The sequence below is a fragment of the Leptolyngbya boryana PCC 6306 genome, from assembly GCF_000353285.1.
Taxonomy (GTDB): domain Bacteria; phylum Cyanobacteriota; class Cyanobacteriia; order Leptolyngbyales; family Leptolyngbyaceae; genus Leptolyngbya; species Leptolyngbya boryana.
This window is the reverse complement of the sequence record NZ_KB731324.1, coordinates 5968726-5986072: the sequence shown is the minus strand read 5'-3', so window position 1 is coordinate 5986072 and position 17347 is coordinate 5968726. Positions and strand designations below refer to the sequence as shown.

General features: G+C 48.5%; 21 protein-coding genes. 9 read left to right on the top strand and 12 right to left on the bottom strand.

All coding sequences use genetic code 11. The features are described 5' to 3' along the window. Positions 1-360: 360 nt before the first annotated feature. The 12 genes from LEPBO_RS0129875 to LEPBO_RS0129825 all read right to left on the bottom strand — a co-directional run bounded on the left by LEPBO_RS0129875 (position 361) and on the right by LEPBO_RS0129825 (position 10103). Complete coding sequence (locus tag LEPBO_RS0129875; protein ID WP_017291276.1) at positions 361-645, bottom strand: hypothetical protein; 285 nt, start codon at positions 643-645, stop codon at positions 361-363. A 556-nt stretch (positions 646-1201) separates the two neighbouring features. Continuing rightward, positions 1202-1339, bottom strand: coding sequence for a hypothetical protein (locus tag LEPBO_RS44125; RefSeq protein WP_017291275.1), 138 nt, complete (start codon positions 1337-1339; stop codon positions 1202-1204). 146 nt (positions 1340-1485) lie between these two features. Further along, complete coding sequence (locus tag LEPBO_RS0129870; RefSeq protein ID WP_017291274.1) at positions 1486-1707, bottom strand: hypothetical protein; 222 nt, start codon at positions 1705-1707, stop codon at positions 1486-1488. Between the two features lie 71 nt (positions 1708-1778). Beyond that, complete coding sequence (locus LEPBO_RS0129865) at positions 1779-2198, bottom strand: helix-turn-helix domain-containing protein (RefSeq protein ID WP_017291273.1); 420 nt, start codon at positions 2196-2198, stop codon at positions 1779-1781. Between the two features lie 31 nt (positions 2199-2229). Further along, complete coding sequence (locus tag LEPBO_RS0129860; protein ID WP_017291272.1) at positions 2230-2739, bottom strand: hypothetical protein; 510 nt, start codon at positions 2737-2739, stop codon at positions 2230-2232. A gap of 3 nt (positions 2740-2742) precedes the next feature. Beyond that, positions 2743-3426 (bottom strand): hypothetical protein, encoded by a 684-nt coding sequence (locus LEPBO_RS0129855; protein WP_017291271.1) that lies wholly within the window; start codon positions 3424-3426, stop codon positions 2743-2745. After that, entirely contained in the window at positions 3413-3622 is a 210-nt protein-coding gene (locus LEPBO_RS0129850) for a hypothetical protein (protein ID WP_017291270.1), read from the bottom strand. Before LEPBO_RS0129850 ends, LEPBO_RS0129855 begins: the two co-directional genes overlap by 14 nt. A gap of 140 nt (positions 3623-3762) precedes the next feature. Continuing rightward, the gene (locus LEPBO_RS40465) at positions 3763-8031 is read right to left on the bottom strand and encodes a tape measure protein (RefSeq protein ID WP_017291269.1); all 4269 of its coding nucleotides are present in this window, start codon (positions 8029-8031) and stop codon (positions 3763-3765) included. Positions 8032-8033: 2 nt separating this feature from the next. After that, positions 8034-8213: a hypothetical protein gene (locus tag LEPBO_RS0129840; RefSeq protein ID WP_017291268.1), complete on the bottom strand. Its 180-nt coding sequence runs from the start codon at positions 8211-8213 to the stop codon at positions 8034-8036. After that, complete coding sequence (locus tag LEPBO_RS0129835; protein ID WP_017291267.1) at positions 8213-8890, bottom strand: hypothetical protein; 678 nt, start codon at positions 8888-8890, stop codon at positions 8213-8215. The genes LEPBO_RS0129840 and LEPBO_RS0129835 overlap by 1 nt, the downstream gene beginning before the upstream one ends. Positions 8891-9309: 419 nt before the next feature. Next, positions 9310-9834, bottom strand: a complete 525-nt coding sequence (locus LEPBO_RS0129830; RefSeq protein WP_017291266.1) for a hypothetical protein — start codon at positions 9832-9834, stop codon at positions 9310-9312. Continuing rightward, positions 9831-10103 (bottom strand): hypothetical protein, encoded by a 273-nt coding sequence (locus LEPBO_RS0129825; RefSeq protein WP_144056293.1) that lies wholly within the window; start codon positions 10101-10103, stop codon positions 9831-9833. Before LEPBO_RS0129825 ends, LEPBO_RS0129830 begins: the two co-directional genes overlap by 4 nt. 510 nt (positions 10104-10613) lie before the next feature. Between LEPBO_RS0129825 and LEPBO_RS0129815 the strand changes: the two genes are divergently transcribed. From LEPBO_RS0129815 to LEPBO_RS0129765, 9 genes are all read left to right on the top strand, one after another. Further along, on the top strand, positions 10614-10910 hold the full coding sequence (locus LEPBO_RS0129815; protein ID WP_026149023.1) for a hypothetical protein: 297 nt from the start codon (positions 10614-10616) through the stop codon (positions 10908-10910). A gap of 276 nt (positions 10911-11186) precedes the next feature. Further along, positions 11187-12221, top strand: a complete 1035-nt coding sequence (locus tag LEPBO_RS0129805) for a ParM/StbA family protein (RefSeq protein WP_017291261.1) — start codon at positions 11187-11189, stop codon at positions 12219-12221. A gap of 373 nt (positions 12222-12594) precedes the next feature. Continuing rightward, a complete protein-coding gene (locus tag LEPBO_RS38675) occupies positions 12595-13044 on the top strand; it encodes an HNH endonuclease (protein WP_017291259.1) in 450 nt (149 codons plus the stop codon). A gap of 149 nt (positions 13045-13193) precedes the next feature. Next, positions 13194-13523 carry a hypothetical protein gene (locus LEPBO_RS0129790; protein WP_017291258.1) on the top strand — a complete coding sequence of 110 codons (330 nt, stop codon included), beginning with the start codon at positions 13194-13196 and terminating at the stop codon, positions 13521-13523. Next, positions 13520-13675 (top strand): hypothetical protein, encoded by a 156-nt coding sequence (locus LEPBO_RS43065; protein WP_017291257.1) that lies wholly within the window; start codon positions 13520-13522, stop codon positions 13673-13675. The genes LEPBO_RS0129790 and LEPBO_RS43065 overlap by 4 nt, the downstream gene beginning before the upstream one ends. Continuing rightward, a complete protein-coding gene (locus tag LEPBO_RS0129780) occupies positions 13672-13887 on the top strand; it encodes a hypothetical protein (protein ID WP_017291256.1) in 216 nt (71 codons plus the stop codon). Before LEPBO_RS43065 ends, LEPBO_RS0129780 begins: the two co-directional genes overlap by 4 nt. Continuing rightward, on the top strand, positions 13884-14300 hold the full coding sequence (locus LEPBO_RS0129775; RefSeq protein WP_017291255.1) for a hypothetical protein: 417 nt from the start codon (positions 13884-13886) through the stop codon (positions 14298-14300). Before LEPBO_RS0129780 ends, LEPBO_RS0129775 begins: the two co-directional genes overlap by 4 nt. A gap of 88 nt (positions 14301-14388) precedes the next feature. Then, positions 14389-15375 (top strand): hypothetical protein, encoded by a 987-nt coding sequence (locus LEPBO_RS0129770; protein WP_017291254.1) that lies wholly within the window; start codon positions 14389-14391, stop codon positions 15373-15375. A 69-nt stretch (positions 15376-15444) separates the two neighbouring features. Then, positions 15445-17274: an ATP-binding protein gene (locus LEPBO_RS0129765; protein WP_017291253.1), complete on the top strand. Its 1830-nt coding sequence runs from the start codon at positions 15445-15447 to the stop codon at positions 17272-17274. Positions 17275-17347 lie beyond the last annotated feature (73 nt).

Here is a 17347-nt window from a genome sequence, read left to right as displayed (position 1 = left end):
AAATCCACTAGAAACGCTGAAACCTCTTTCATAGACGGAGTTTCAGCGTTTTTTGCATGAACTAAATCCGAAATCCTAGTCTCACGAGTTTCTTAAGCTGTAGCTGTTGTACTACACGTAATACAAATCTCAGTTAGTCCGAATTTAGTCCAGCGATGTAGTACGAGATTTGAGACTCAGGTTAAGACAGTGAGACATCATGCCACACGTCATCATTGAGCGGTGATTACCAGAGTCACGGGAACCACGGCGGCAATTTTGAGCAAAAGCGCAGAAATTTTCAGAGTCTCACGTTGAGCGGTAGATTTGCCGCTCAACGTGAGAAGCGATCAGGGTAGGCGCACAGCAAGCTGTCCGAACCTACTTAGAAGCTTCAATCAGCTTCGTCAACAGATAAACAAATACGCAGATGAAGGCAAGGGCGGCAAGCATTCCGCCCTGTTTAACCAACTCGACAGCCACGGGTGATGAATAAACCTGAGTCGTTGGAGAAACTTCGACGAGTGAGATCGAAGTATTCGGATTTCCTTTTTGATGAAATGCCTTAAAATCGGACATAGAGAAGTTACCTCCTTCGGGGGCTAACGTGAATTTGAGAGGTGGTTCCATGTCTTGCTCGGCTGTAACCGCCTCTTTGATTTTCATCCTATACTCGAAACCTGAAAAATTTTGTTCTGGTTTGATTTTCTAATATCAATTCGCTTCTTTTTTCGTCATATTTAGCAGAAATCCTCAACCTAAAAGTGCTCAAATATTAATTATAAAAAATACGCTTATCCCTTGCGTGACATAGCTTTGAGCAGTTATTTTTTATATTTTGTATAGTTCTTGTCCAATTTACGACACGTCGCAAATCAATTTACGACACGTCGCAAATTTGGATATTTATTGACGATATCTAATTTCGTTTGAATGCCTTCAAATATAAAGATTTCAGTTGATTTATTAATGCTTGCCCAATTTACGACACGTCGTAAATTTGGATATTTATTGACGATATCTAATTTCGTTTGAATGCCTTCAAATATAAGGATTTCAGTTGATTTGTTAATGCTTGCCCAATTTACGACACGTCGCAAATTTGGATATTTATTGACGATATCTAATTTCGTTTGAATGCCTTCAAATATAAGGATTTCAGTCTATAAGTTTTTCATATACAAAGCAGAAAAGCCTCGGAGGGATTTCCGAGGCTTTTCTCTTATTTGTCCAACAGCGCAACCGCAGGCTGAACAATTTCGCGTAGATACCGCCCAAAATCGAAATTGCCGAGTAGATCATAAATCTCGTCACAAACATAAAAGCGATATCCCCAAAGCCCGGCACAGACGATTCTCAAGGGGGCGATTCCCTGGATTGTCCAAAATGCGGATCAGGAAATATGAGATTTGAGGGCAAAACCGAAATTAGGAGTGATGAGAGCCAAGGTCAGCGCATCTTCTGCAAAGCTTGCAAGAAAAAAATCAACAATTGGGTTGATACTGTCTACCCCAGTTCCGCACTATTGGAATCCCGACAGATTCCCAGTTCCGCACCATCAAGGGATGAAGCGTCGTCAACGTCACGGTTCTTGCCACCGTCTTCAGGATCGCATTGAGGTTCAGGACAAGCAGATCTTTGTGACGCTAAAAATTCATCCATTGGCATAATTCTCTCTGCTAACTCTCTGAGAATTAATGCCGTGGCTCTACTCATTCTGAAAGTCATTAAATCCTCCCGATTAAGAGACGGCATCTATCTTGTCGCCTAAAGTCTACCAAACGTCACAGTTCTTGCCGCTAAGACTTGCTACCTCGGCTATTGTCCGGCAGCATGACAACGACTTGCCCGTGAGATTCTTCGGCAGGCGTAACCGTGACACTGCCGGGGGATGTTGGCGGATTCAAGATTTGATGCGCTCGGAAAATTCGATCGACGACGGCAAGCTTATCTTGCGTTTCCTCGGCAGTTCGCAGAAGTCGCCCCAGTTCATCTAAAGCCGACACAACTAGCGCTGCCGACTCAGATCGAGCTTCTAGTAGCGTTGAGGAGATCGCATCGTCATGTTCTGCCAAAAGACCTGAAAATTGAGCTTTCCAACGCGATACCGTCCGCTTTGGAACTCCTAGTTCTTGTTCGATTTCCGAATAGCTTCTACCCGCGATTAGGGCGCGGACAACAGCTAATTGTTGATCGGTAATGTTTTTTCTTTTCGCCATAGCCAAATCGAGCCAAATCAAGCCAATTGTTCTAACTCAAACTAATTTCAAAACCGCAATCTGCAAGAATCGCGTTCAATTCTTCAGTCTCGGTTTGGGAGAAATCTTCTGGCATCCCAGCGCGAACCACTGAGAGCGCAAATAGCAGATCATCAACATTTCGGCTCGTCCCCAGCGCAAACAGCAGCAATGACCAGGCGTTGACGGCACTGGTTAGCATTGCTTTGCCGAACAACGGCGTTCCCCGCAGTCTTGCTTGAAGCTGTTCCCAGTCCGCGTGCGCCGGATTGAGTTCTGCAATCTCTTCTGGCGTTGCACCTTCCTGCCATTGCATTCCATCGAATTTGGGGCGATACAGTCCTGGAGTAGGATGCAGTTCAGTGCAATCGTACGGAACTGGAGGCACTGAAAATTCTCCTGTCTCCGGATCGTGGGGAAGTCCTAAGACAATTGCTTCTTCGATATTTTCGGGGATTTCCATGACTAATGGCTCGGCCAAAAATCCCTCGGCATCGAACTTGTAAACTTGTTTCGTAATCATCGTCTAAACCTCGAAGCGAATCCCATCTAAAACAACAAAAGCCGTCGCGGGTGGACTTCCTGAGCCTGTGAAAGTGAACACAATTGAAACATCACCTGACGAAGCAATGTCTATAACTGCTGGAACCGTATCCATGCTTACAAAGCGTCTAGTTGCGGACGGTCGGTAGCCAGTAGGCAGTGTGAAGATCACGCTATTTGCTGGAGTTGTTTTAGTTGCAACGCCCTGTAAAACAACAGCACCAGTCGGGAGTTTGCGATATGCGATCGTTGGGAATCCCCCGCCTGTACTGGATGTCCAGCCATTGATAAGAGCCGCAGTCTGCCACGATGGATTATTTGCGATCGCAGACTGAACAAAAGCGCAGTTTGCAATCTGAGTCGTGTTCGTCCCTGCCGATGCCGTGGGAGCCGTGGAAACACCTGTCAGTGCAGCATTGTTCGCCGTAGCCATGCCGTCATTAGTTGTGTCGCCGTAGCCGACGACAACCCAACCTGTGTTCCCTGAATTTCGTCTTTTGATTGTCGCTGGTGAAGTCGAGGTATCCACCCATCGTTGAAACGGGTAGGTGATTGGTGGTTGGCTATTCCCGGAGAACTCCGTGATCAGCGCCAGAAATAAGCTATTCATATCCGCCCGAAAGGACGGAAAACTTTGATCGTCAATTACGCCGTCATGTGTTGCCATTGTCGCCGCCCTCCCAATTCAAAATCGCCTTCAAATATTCGGCTTGCGATGCCCGGATGATTTCTCGCAAGAATGCAGCGAACTCTACGTCGCCTTGTGCTTCGGCTTGAGCAATCTGGTCTTGAAGCGCTTGCTCTCGTTCAGGATTGAGCCGTAGGACTGCCGGGGGGACTTGCGCGGGTTTTTGCTCTGCCATAGATTCCAGTCGATAAATAATACTTTAAGTTTACCGATAAATTTATAAGATAAACTTATGCAGGCAACTGAAGTTGTCTGGATACAGTCGAAGGAGCCGCCGTAGTCCCTTGGGGATTGTGGCGGCTTTTCTTGTCAGGCTTACCAGAACTGTCCGCCCTGGCGTTTCTGACGCATAATTTCGTCGTTAACGGTTGCTCTGACTGCTTCGGACATTGCTTTCGGATCGATGTTACTGTCACTGCCAACCGTCACTGGAATGTTGATGATTGTTCCTGAGCCTCCGCCCATTGCAATAGGTGCGATTCCTCCAACGTCCCCTCCCATCGCAAAGTTAGCGACACTGCCGATTCCGTTCGGGAACATGCGTCTGTATTGCATCGCTTCAGTGATATCCAAAACTTTTTCGCCGGGGGTCAGCGCTGAAAGAACAGCGTTTGGCCCTTCTCGTTGAAGTGCAGCCGAGATTTCGCCGTAGCCACTTCTAAATGAATTCCCGCTGATCGCTGGCACATCGCCACCACCGGAGAAGTTCAGGATGGGCGAAGCAATGTCGGGAACACCGCTAAATTCGCCGCCAATGCCGCCGAACAGTTTCCCAAACAAACTCGTAAACAATTTATTGACGGCAAGTTGGGCAAGATTCTGAAGCAATCCAGAAATCATATTCTTGAACGCATCGCCGACAGATTTAGTGCCCTGCCACATCTCGGTCACGAAGCTCTTAAACGGCGGTAAAACATTGTCATTAATAATCTCGCGGGTTTCATTGAACTGCTGATTGATGCTCGCCAAATTGACTTCATTAAGTTGTTCTGCCTGCCTGGTAAGGTCTTGCAGAGTGAGGAATGAAATCTTGCCCTGCTCATGCAGTTGCTTCAATCCATCAATCTGATCCTCGAAACGCAGAGCCTCTTTTAATGAAGCCTCCTCTCGCTGCAAGTCACGGGTATCGCCGCCGATCAAGTTGCCAAGGGAAATCTGACCTTGCAGCAATCCCAGTCGCCCACTGGCTAAGGTGTTGCGGCGTTCTCCTCCGGCAGAGATTTGGTCGATGCGCTGTTGTTTAGCTCGTTCCTCATCTGCCTTCGCTTCAAGAGCATTAGCACGTTCGATGGCGCGTCTCTGTCCTTCCTCTAGCCGTTGAAGATTCGCTTCATTGCGTCCGATAATGGCGCTCAGATCGGCGCTGGGAGCGACCGCCGCAAGTTCCTTGGCAGATTTCAAGGTTTCGTTGATGCGCTGCTTCTGGGACTCATACGCCGCATTAATAGAGTTCAGATTTTTGATGTGTTGAATCGCTGGTGAGTCGCCATTTTCGTATTGATTCGCCATCTCGAAAACAGCATCGCCGCCTTCGTTCGTCGCCTTAGTTAGCTTTTCCAGCGACTCAGTAACCTTGTTCGCCCATTCAGCTTTGGGAGCCTCCGACAGGCTTGATTTCAAGCTTTCCAGTGAAGCAATATATTTTTTCTGATTCTCGATCGCTTTGCTGTAATCGATTCCGCCCTCGGCTCCATCCTGAACCTTGGCAGTTCTAGCGGCAATTAGATCAGCAAGGTCATCCTTCGCCTTCTGAATCTGATCCTCTGCGGCGCGGTTCTTCTGGGCGATCTGGGCTTGATTTTGAAGTTGTGACTTGAGTTCAGGATTTCGAGTTTTAGCGATCGCGGATTCGGACTCAGCATCTTCTCGCTGTCGCTGCAATGCCAGGTCACGGTCACGCTCTAACCGCGCACGGTCTGTCGCTTCCTTATCCTTGGCTCTGCGCTTTGCGAGAAGTTCCCGCGCTTCTTTCGCTGCCTCTTGCTCTGCCTGCAAGTCGGTGAGGGCATTGCTGCCTGCTGCTGTTCCCTGTGTCGGGGAATTAATTCGCTTGTAGCCGAGTAGGAACGAAGGGTCAATCGACTGCCCATTCTTCGATGCTCCTAAATGCAAATGTGGACCGGTTCCGTCGCCTGAGCTACCAGTTTTCGCAAGAATCTGTCCAGCCTTAACCTGTTCCCCGACCTTGACTAAATTTTGAGACAAGTGGGCGAAGAATGCCGTTGTGCCGTCCTTGAACGCGACTTCGACTAATCTGCCGTACCCGCCGAATTCGCCGTCCTTGCCCTGAGTGCCACCAGAACGAATTACCTTGCCGTCCATCGGACTAACAACGGGCGTTCCTATGGGTGTTCCCAGGTCAATACCATCGTGAAAACGAATGCCGCCTCTCGTAGGATGCTGACGATTGCCATAACCACTGGTAATGGGGAAACTTCCGATCACCGGATAAATTTTTTCTTGCTGCTGTTGCGGCGGCGCGGCATTGAAATCAACGCCTGAAACGCCTTTCGATGTTTCAGTAGAAATAGATCGAGACGATGTGTTGATGCCGCCAGAAGCCGAGCTATTGTCACTCATAGCGCCGCCTGACTGGGGAGCATTGCCGCTTTGATTGAGATTGCCTAACTTTGCTGCGATCGGTTTGTAACGCTGCAAGACTGACAGCGTATAATCCCGAATACTTGGATAAGACTCGCCGCCATAGCTTTGCGGTGTCGGGTCATCGTATAAGCCTTGCTGCCCTGAGTACCACTCAGACGCGACCTTACGAACTGCAATATCTTCATTCCCACCAGAAGAATTCATCGCTGTTCTAAACATCGTCGCCATCTGATGATTGGCGATCTTTGTTTGCAATTTTGGGTCATTCAGGAACTCATCAGGGGAAACCTCTCGACCTACCGCCGCTTTACTCCATGACGGAAGATTATCAGGCATGATCTGGTACAAGCCAAGTGCGCCGCTCTTGGTGTTTACAGCCCTGTGATCGCCACTGGACTCCTGACCCATGATCGCGTCTCGCAATGCCGCCGCCTTCGAGTCTGGGCGTTCATTCCCGGTCTGCTTAAGGTCTGAACTCATACCTGTGGCGTTCGCCATTGTGCTGACGATGCCCTGCCAAGTTGTCAGCACTGACTTGGAATAGTCCAGAAACTTATTCACGCCTTCAAGCAGGTTCCCAGAGCCATAGAGAACTTCATTGGATTTTCTCAGCCATTCATTCCAGGTCTTGAGGTTCCCTGCAACTTCGCCACAGAATCGAACCACGTCTGCAACAATCTTTCCGAAGTCTGCGATCTGGGCAATCCCCTGTTTGATTGCATCTGGATTCTTTTCAAGATACTGCAGGAGACGTTCAGCCTCGGCAACTAGCGCCTTCATTCCGGTCGTTAGTAACTCATCCAGCGCGGAGCCAAGCAACTTTGCATACTGGGGATTTTCCTTGAGGAAGTCTGCGAACTTAGTCGCCTCGGCATTTAGCGCATCGAACGCTGTTGAGTTCTGAATTTCGGCTAGAGTCTGGGCAAGGAACTTTGCGCTGGCAGTTGTCGCAGGCTGCAATCCCTTGCCAAGATTCTCTTGGAGCTTTTCGATTTGATTCTGCAAATTCGTTGATGCAGCCGCCGCAGTGTTGAGTGCCGCAGGAACAGCACTGCCCATTTCTTTGTTGATTTGCCGTGAAAACTTCGTCAGGGCATCGGCTCCGACCTGCCCTGACTCAACCATCTTGGTAAACTGCTGGACAGAAACGCCCATCGCACGGGCAAAGATTTGGATCGCCGATGGAAGGCTTTCACCGAGTTGCCCACGTAATTCTTCCATCGACACGATATTTTTCCCCGCCATCTGACTGACAGCTAGGAGTGAATTTTTGATTTGTTCGTTAGACAGTCCGAGAGTTCGACCTGCTTCGACGATCGAGTAAAAAATGTTTCTCGTTTCCTGTCCTTCTAGCTGCGTTCCCTTCGTCGATGCTGCCAGACTATTGAATCCAGGAATTAAAGCAGTGAGCGAATAGCCAAGCTGGTCAGAAGCATCGCGCAGAAACTTCATGTTCGCCACAGCTTCTTGGGAGTTGCCAGAAACATACTTCAAGGCAGTCGTCAAAGCTTCGATCCTGTTCGCCTGTCCAACAGAATCTCCGATGAAGTTAAAGCTGCCTGATAGCGGCGACATCACAGCCCTGAAAATGCTCTGACCAATCCCCTGAAAGATGCCGTCGAAGACTCTTGAGAGCGCACTACTACTGGCTTTGAGAGATTGCTGGATTCCACTAGAGATGCCATCGCCAATCTTTCGTCCGTGGGATTGATATTGCGATGGATTCCCAAAGGCATCTTCGGTCGATTTGACGAATCTCCCTTTGGAGTCTCGCAGTCGCCCATCAATGCCGCGAACAACACTGTCGCCAATCTGCTGCCCTTTCCCTTGGAAGTTGCCGCTAAATGCCGACTGAAGAGAAGCATTGATGGATTCTGCTTTCTGCTTAGAGATGCGCTCCGCCGCCTCAATTTCTTGCCTTAGCTTGCTGGCATCCGCTGTTAGCTCAAGCTCTAATCTGCCAAGGGAATTGTCGGACATGGCTATTCAATGATGTTTTTATAATTTTGAACAAACGAGCCAAAGAAAATCCCGAAGTGAATTACGCAAAGCATTACAGCAATGCGTTTTTCTTCGGGACTGCCAGTATCCAGTCTTTCAATCTGGATACTGGCATGAGCGATCGCGTTAAGGATTCCGGGGTCAAGATCTTGCTCTTTCATCAGACGATCCGGATGTTTCCGTTTTGAACATTTTTCAGATAGCCGCCCTGCTCTGACCATTCAGCTTCAAGCTTGCGTGTGAAGTTGCGATTCATCGCTTGAGCTTTGGTGATCTGAGTCGTTCGCTTCGGCGCTGGCCCTGGCTTTGCTGTGGGCGCTGGCTCCGCTTGTTTTGGTGCAAGGAATTTCTGAACTTCGGCAACGTCCTGCACTGCCTTTGAATCATTAACAGCGATTCGCCCATCTCTAATTGCCGTCAAAATCTCGGTTCCAGCCGCCCGCATGAATCGGCGATCGTTGAGTTGAGTCTGAGACACATACAGAACATCAAGGGTTGCCGCCGCCCTAGGCGCTGGCGAAGAACCTTGCTGAGTTTGGGGAGCTTCTGTTGATTCTGCGTTTGCTGCGTTGCGATCTGCAAAGTTGAAGAAATGCTCCTCGACTTCAGGAGATTTTCGCTCACGACCCACGTAAAAATCTGCAAGCCGTCCTCCAATCGTGATTTGGTGGTCTTCCGTCAAGACGATTTCAGATTTCTTTGCCCGTTCCCAAAACTCAGGGAATTTTTCTGGCTGCCCTCCGTGGCGCTGATAGGCGCGCTCAAGGTTGATCCGGGCGTATTGCTGCGTTAGCTGCTCGATCTGCTGTTCTACGGTCGGTTCTGTTTGCTCTGACATAAGCCGCATTTAATAATCTACATCTATATTTTACGCAATATAATATAAGATATGATTATCAAAAGCGATTTCTGTTTCGCTCGGATGAAGCCCAACGTCTACAAAGAAACGACGATACCCAGCAGGCATCGTCGTTTCTTTTTCGGGAAAGGCTTGTATCCTTTTCTTGGTGATAAATTCTCTGAAAAACCGTGCCTGGGCGACTGGGCGCGGCTTTTTGGTTTGAGCAATTTACCGAGGTTGGCAAGATGGTGCGGCACTAACCGCTGCACTAAGCGCTATTGAAATCGAAGTAACGCTTGCTCTGATTGGATTTCAGCGTGCTGCACTGGCGCGGCACTAACCGCTGCACTAAGCGCTATTGGAATCGAAGTAACGCTTGCTCTGATTGGATTTCAGCGTGCTGCACTGGCGCGGCACTAACCCGCCGTTCTCCATCCAAATCGCTTCAAAATCCTGACGATGGACGGGAAGTGATGATCTTCGACCGCGCGCCGATAAAGCGATTTGCCGTGTGACTGCTCATGCCCTAGCGCGATCGCGTCTTCAATTTCTGGCGATAGATTGCAGTCCAGAACTTCGTAAATCTGTCCACGACTGAAGCCTTGCTCTGCCAACAGTCGAGCTTTGCGAAGATCGTCTTGTGTCGGTATGGGGAGTGAGTTCAGATAGTCTTGCAACGAAAAATCGCACGGACTCACTGCAATGCCTGTCCCTGTCCAAAGAAGCCACTGCTGGCGATTCACGCCGATCGCCCGCTGGATTCCGTCTGACAGGACAAATTTTGCTGTCCAGTCGGACTTAGCTTGTGGGTTGTAGTTTGCAATGAGTTCCGGCAGATTCTCCAAAATTGCCTTGCCGAGGTCTGGGCTACGGCTGGCGATCCATTGGACGATTTGTGGGGATTCAAACCAGTTTTGGATTTGCTCGGTGGTTGGCTTCATGGTTCAGAGTCCTCCGATTGATTCTGCTCATCGGTGGTTTTCTTTGCCTTTTTTCGCGGTCTTCCCTGAAGCGCCAACTTTACAGGCGCAGTTAAGTCTCCAGTTTTTAGTAGAAACTCCTCAAGTGCGATCGTTGCTTGATTTGCCAATGTCCGATTGGCTCTAGTCGCACAAGCCTCCAACGCCTCGTACAGTTCAGGCGGAAGATTGAGCGTTAATCGTTGCTTGTTTGTCGGCATAGAAACCGTAGACACGGGCAGCGCGTTCATTTATTCACCTCATTAAAACTTACTTCCTACAGTGTATCGCTTCTTTTTGAATAAGTGCTGCACCTATTATTAGAAAGATGACCATTTTGCAGGTAATTTGAGTAGATATTTTTATATTAAAGTGCAGCACTTTTACAATAAGTGCGCTACATTAAATATGTGAGCGAGGCGAATAGGTTGCTGGGTGAACCAAAACCCAGGCAGAGACTACATAGCTGTGAGAAACGAAACGCTTCACTCTCCTGAGTTTGGATATTTCAATGACTTATTTCGACGGCACTTTTTATTACTGCATCGAATCCGATACGGGGTTTTGCCGTGTTGAGGATCGATGGGATCGACTCGAAGTGTGCACCGAAGATTCATTGCAAGAGGCTCTTGCTGTGACTGGTTCCAGCTTCGATGATTTGATGCCTGCTTAGAGACTTCAGAGATTGCCTTTGCTTATTCCGCAAAGCGATCCTCTGGATTCTTCCAGTACTCACTCAACTCATTTCAGGAGGCATTCAAATGCTCACATTGCTCATGGCTTCGATGTTCGGAGCTTACATCTCGCGCAGAATCACATTTCATGTTGACGACTTCGATCAAGCAACTGCAACACTCGACTACAAAACGATTTGGGAGAACATAGTTGCATTCTTTACGGCAATCAGCTTCGTCTGCAACTGGGCGATTTCAACTGGGCGCAAAACTCGAAACTACTTCAACAACGTGCTTTCGCCTTGGCTGGAAGGATTCGGAATCAGCATCAAGAGTCCAACCCTGCAACTTCCCGCGCTTCCTGCAACGGTGCAACTCGATTAGCCAAATCAAAAGGCGCGATGCCTTCCACAGCAAAATCGCGCCCCACTCAACAACCGTCAAATCATTGAGGTAACTCTATTATGCTGAAAAGCTTTCTGCTTCTGGCTGCGTTTGGAGCCTGCGCTTTTATCTATCTAAGTCCTGCAAAGTCTCAAACCAGGCAGGCTCCACAAGATCGCCCGCCGATCACAAACTTTGACGCGAAGCGTTAAATCTCTCAACTGGCTCTGACTCAAGGTTAGAGCCTTTTTTGTTCATAAATTAGGAGCATCAACAATGAACTACTCACCTGATCGCGCTGCATTATCGCTAAGAAACAAAGTCGGTTACTCTTCCAAACTCATCAGCATTGAAATCAGCAATTCTCAAGGTAAACGGTACGGCGAAGGCGACATCAATCCCTTGATTGTGCATTCAGCTTGGACTCACACGATCGACAGAGTTGCCCGTGGGAAGGGAACACAATCTAGTCCGCAAATTCAGACCAAAGACGGCGAAACGATCTGGTTCGGTGAGATGCCTGCACTGGGCGAGCATCAATCGATCGCTACTCTCGGCAGAGACAAGTCTGAAATGGCTGCATTCCTGCTCATGCCTCTATTACTGCCTGAAGACAACGGCGGAGCGCATGGAGGTCATTTACGCATTGTGATGAGTCATCATAGCTACTTTGATCCAGCAGTTAAGCAACGCATCGAGGATCAGATTCTAGGGCGGCATCAATTCACCCGCAACGGACGTGAGGTTGATGTCATTGTTGATTCAGTTGAGCTTGTCCCAGAAGGCGTGGGTGCTTACTGGCTTGCCTCTGAATTGAATCAGTTGAAATCCGGCTATACCCTGAGCATTGAGATTGGCTACCGAACCGTCGAAGTTTGGTTACTTGATGATGCAGGGGAGCCAATTAAGGGTGAGCCGATTCAGTTTGGAGTGTTCAACCTGGCATCTGCGATCTCATCCGATGATGAAGTGAGAACTGCACTACTCGGAACCACTGACACGCCTAAGACAGTGAAGGATACCCAAATCGCGATCGCGCTGAAGCAAGGCAAGATTGCAAAGATTAAAGATCAGCAGTGGGAGGCAATCAAAACCCGTCACCTGGAACGCTGGAAAGATGATGTCATCGGGATGATCTTCAGTCAGCACGAAGCGATTTTGACCCAAGCAGAGCAGATTCTATTCTCTGGCGGCGGCGCGATGCTTTTGCGAGAAAGACTGCTCAAGGCTAACCCGAACTTCTGGGTAGACAGCGATGCTCAAACAGCTAGTGTACGAGGTTCGTACTATCACTTCCTGAGTTTGGCGTAGGTGCATCATGACAGAAAGCAGACTGCGACTCAGTGATCGAGCTAGAAAGCGACTTCAGGCAATGTCAGATAAAAGCGATGTTGATGTGTCTTTTTTTCTTGAGTACCTGATTAATCGCTTCGGATCTCAAGCCGTTTTAGAGATGACTAACGGGGCAGTAACGATTACTAGTGAGCCTATCGAACACAAAGCTGTTAGTACTGTCCCAATAGTGGAATCTAAAGAGCCTTACCGTCCTATTAGTGATCCTAAAGCAGCACTAAACGACACTAAAGAACACTATCCACCAAGTAGTGAGACTAAGCAAAGTTTGGCTCAATCGTTCCGAAACATCTAAGTCCGACCTTAAAACTTTGAACAACAGGAAGACTCAATGATCAAGACCGTTATTTTCGCCCGTGAACTAGCTGCGATTTGGGGCTGTGAATGCGTTTACTGTGGCTCTGAAGCGACAAGTAGAGATCATTTAACGCCTCAATCGCTCGGTGGTGTTCACGACCTTTCAAACCTTGCCCCCTGCTGCAAATCCTGCAATTCCAAGAAAGGAGCAAAGACAATCGAGGATTTTGCAGGATTGGAGAAAGCTGCAACCATTCGAGCGATCGCAAAAGAGAAGGCGTTAATACACCCAAATGCAGTTTATGGAGAGGGATGGAGAAAGCCCGACAGGAAGAATACCGTAACACTCACTGATACTGCATTTGTAAGGCTTCAGGCGTTAGTTGATCTAGGTGAGTATTCCTCGATCGATGATGCTGCCAACTACGTTTTGATGTCTGCGCTAACACTGAAACAATTTCTTAGAGAAAACAGTGCCTGCTAGACAACGGTTTCGACCGAAACCAAGCCGAATCTTGCTCAATCGTTCCGAAACATCTAGAAATGACACGCAAAAGCCGATCACTTCGCCCTAGGAAAGTTCAGTGATCGGCTCCACTCCCACAACTACAAAATCATCGGAGCTTTTTCATTATGAAGCCTGACCTGAGTTATTACTCTCAACCACTTGCAGATGCCCTTGCCCCGACGTTTGGCGACAGGCTAGAACAACTTTTCTACATTGAGAAAGTTCAGTTAATCGGAGCGATCGGAATGTGGATTTCATTCCGCATTGACGGAGAAATCGACGATGCAAGCTTTAGCGATTACGTCGAAGAATTCACACCAATCAATCCAAGTTTTGATGCTTGGGACGTTGCCACAATTCACACGAATTTCAGAACGCCAGATGATGCAATGCCGCTACTCAAGGCTCTTGTGGCTCAACTCGATCAGCGTATTTGGATGGAGCAAGAGCCTTGAGCAACTATCACAAAGACGATGGCTCGATGACTAGCGGGATTTTCGTATTTGGTTGCGTCCTGCTTGCTTTCGTCGCTGGCTACTGGGTGCGCGACCAGGGCGTTCTATTTCGCATTGATATTCCCTCGATCGAGCAACGGAGGGTGAAATGATACGTTTTCCCATTCAATGTTTCGCGATCTCAATCTCGATAGGCGCAATCATCCAAGGCTGTCAGCCTATCAGCCATAAGCCACAAATCGAGCCGATTAAAGGCTTTGAAGTACCCGCCGATCGTCCAGCAATCACCGATTCTGACCGGATTAGAAACAACACAATCCGACCAGATGAAGTTGAGCGAATCGAGCAACGGAGGGTGAAATGAGCCTACACAAGCAACTCTACAAAGGTTCTCGAAACCTCGGTATCGGATTACTGCTTTTCTCTGCCGTCATTGGTGGCAGTCAGCTACTCATCAAAGCGGGCAAGCAACACGAAACCGACCTACGAACTGCTGAGATTGAGCAACGGGCACAAATCTCAGAGAAGCAAGCCGACGCGCAAAACCGAGAAGCTACGGCATTCCAGAAGGCAGATCAGTTAAACATCGATCGGCTGATTATCAATGATGTCGGGCGAGAGCAAATCAAACCAGGGCTTCCATTTTGGAAGACACAACCGACTCAAACTCGATTGATTTTCGACAAGTTCGAGCGCTGTGCAGGTATCTGGAAGGATCGCAAATTCACACCAGATACAACCGTTTGCAATAACCCTGATCACCCATTACTCAAATGATCGTGACTGATAGCCCCGCTCATGTGGGATATGAGGACGGGTACAAAACTTTCAACATTTCCCCCGAACGCATTTATCGAGAATCTGTATGCCGATCGAACAACGATCGGCATACAGGCAAGGCTTCAAGCGAGGCTATCGGCATAGCCAGCAAGACGCGCAGGAAGACGGACAAGAAAACTCCACTACTCAAATAGGAGCAACACTCATGGCACTTCGGACCACTCAAGGCAATTCAAACCAAAACAAGACCGAATCCCCTACAGCACAGCCAGCGAAAACAAATCATGATACGAATCCATCGCCTGACGAAATCTTTGGTTCGATGGCAGATTGTATTGCGTGGTTCTTCTCCCGTCCAGCCGCACTTTACAAGTGGTGTACGGCTCCGAGAGGTGGACAGCGAATCTTTCTTGGTTCAATCGCCATTTACTTCTGGCTATGTTCGGCAGAATCCTATTGGCAAGCACTCGCCATCGGCAATTACTTCTCTAAGACGGGCAAGTTTGATGGTTCATACATTGCCGAAACTCACCCATCATTCATGCCGAAACCGTTCAGCCCTAACAATGGCAACATTCAGAACATTGGCGTTGCATTCGCTGATCCAAACTTCTATGTGACTGGCATTATCTCGATCGTTATTCTGGGCGTTCAGGCTAACTTGCAGCGCGGTAAAAAGTCGGTTGCCAAGGCGAAGCAGGACTATGAATCGGTCAAGAACCTCCGAGTGGGTGAAGTTCCAAAGGACTCTATCGACGTAGTGAAGATTGAAGCGAGAGCCTACAAGCAAGCAGGTACAGCCAATCACAAGAAAATCTCTGGCGCGGTTCGAGCTTCATACGCTGTGGATGTTGCATCTGCCGTCGCACCACTCTACCGATTCATGTTCCTAAGCCCTAGCGCTTTCGTTACCTGCGCGATTTGGACTTACATCAACGTCTTTGCAGCAGAGAAGTTTGTAGCGCTCTGGCAAGCCAATGAGGACATCGTGAAGACTGAAAACGAGTCGAAGCGTTTCCCAAAATGGCTGAACTTCCGAAAGCCAGCCGCAAACAAATCTGAATCTGCATAGATACGACAAAGGGGAGCCGTCACACTCCCCTCTTTTCTTTCCATTCAATTCCCCGGCGAGGTAAATCAAATGGCTCTGAACAAGTTTAATCCGCAACTGATGAATGATGATCAGCTTCTCCCTGCAACCCTACTGGAGATGGGCGATACGCTGAATTTTATCGAGACTCGAAAACATACTCTACGCAATGAGATCAAGACATCTAAGATTGACGCAGGCGTTGGCAAAGTTTCAGGGTTAGCGGGTATTGCAGGCGGCAGCGCGTTACTCATTCTCAGCAATCCATTGGGGGGATTAGTGGTCGCAGGCAGCGCGGTTGCCTATTCGATGGCAGTCTTTGCTCAATGGCTGCAAACTGGCAAGCTGCAACTGATGCCACTGTCCAGTAAGACCCAATCAGAGCGAGACATTGAGTTATCCGGTTCGACCGAGACTGGAAACGCTTACGACGTTGCAGCAATCCAGGGAGCGAGAGATTCGATTCGAGAGGATGCAGCCTATTTGAGCGATCGCGAAAAGATTGAATATGAACTTCTGCACTTCTCCCCTGAAGGCTTGTTGTCAGCAATGAACCATGTTCACCCTACGCAACGGTGGGCGTGCTATCAGTTCTTGATTGATGCGTTTCTCGCGAGAACGATTCAGAGTTATTTCGCTAATCCCCAAGCATTGCGAGATGTTCTCGGCAATCCCGCGATTTATACCTCTCATCTGCCAGAAGCATCGAAGCGCTTCCCACAGTACGGATTGCAAAGCGCGGGTGCAATTGAAGGGGATGCAGCGAGAGCATCATTCCAAGCCCCGCAAATCGGCTCCAATACCCGCTTAAACGCGGTAGAGGTACAACACGCGCCAATGGTTCAAAGCGTTGCTTCTACGGCTCAAAAACAGGCATCAGAAGACATTGCCAAGTCACTTGCTGAACATCTGCAATCGACTCTGATTGTCGGACAGCCGGGAGCCGGAAAAGGGTTGACGATCGCTTATGCAACTCGCTGGATCAAACAGTTGCATCCTGAATGTGAAATTTGGGCGATTGATCCGAAGTCTGACCCGGCAGAGGCGGATTACTGGAAGATGTGCGATCGCTTGCTGCAATGCCCTATTCGTCCGTTCACTCCTGCTGAGGACATGGAAGCCATTCAAGACGCGATCGACAACTTCATTGCAGAGTTTCAGAACTCACATGCACCAATGAAGCTTCTGATTTTTGATGAAGCCTTAGCGGTGAAGGAAAAGACTGGGAAGTGGTTCAAGGGACTGATGGCAGGGTTTAACGCGCTTTGCTCAATGGGACGGAGTTCTAAGCAGTACGGCTGGTTAGTCAGCCAATCACCGAACACTGATGACTTCGGTATTAGTGGCGGTACTCGCAACGTTTACAGACGGGTGCTGTTATTGGCGAAATCAAATCAAGGTTTGATTGCCAATCGCTCGACTTTCTTTAGTGGTGAGCCAACGCAATCGCAACTGAACGAAACAGGGCGAGTGTACTTTGATTCGATTACGAATTCGTGGGGAATCACTCCGGTTTACCCTGATTTGGTTCGAGATGTTCCTGTAAATTCAGAATCTAAATCAGAGCCGAAATCGCGCAGAGTATCACTCGAATCATTAATGCAATCGACTGAAGCCGAACATCCTATCGAGCAGTTTTATCACAGCGAAAATACTGTATCTGATGGGAACGAAACCGACAACGATGAACTCGAAATCAGGGCAGAAATCAAACGCTTTCTACTGGCAAACAGCGAGGGTTCTAAGCCTCGCGATCTGTCAGCCAGAGCGAGAAAACCTGTTAAAGGGATGTCTACCGATGACATCAAGCTTTATCTGGATGTGATGGTACTCGAAGATGAAATCTACGAGGTAGACGGAAGCTTTTTTGCTAACAGTTAGAGACTGCCTGTATCGCTGTATCGCCCGTATCGAAACACCCCGTATCAGCACTGTATCGACGAAGATACAGGCA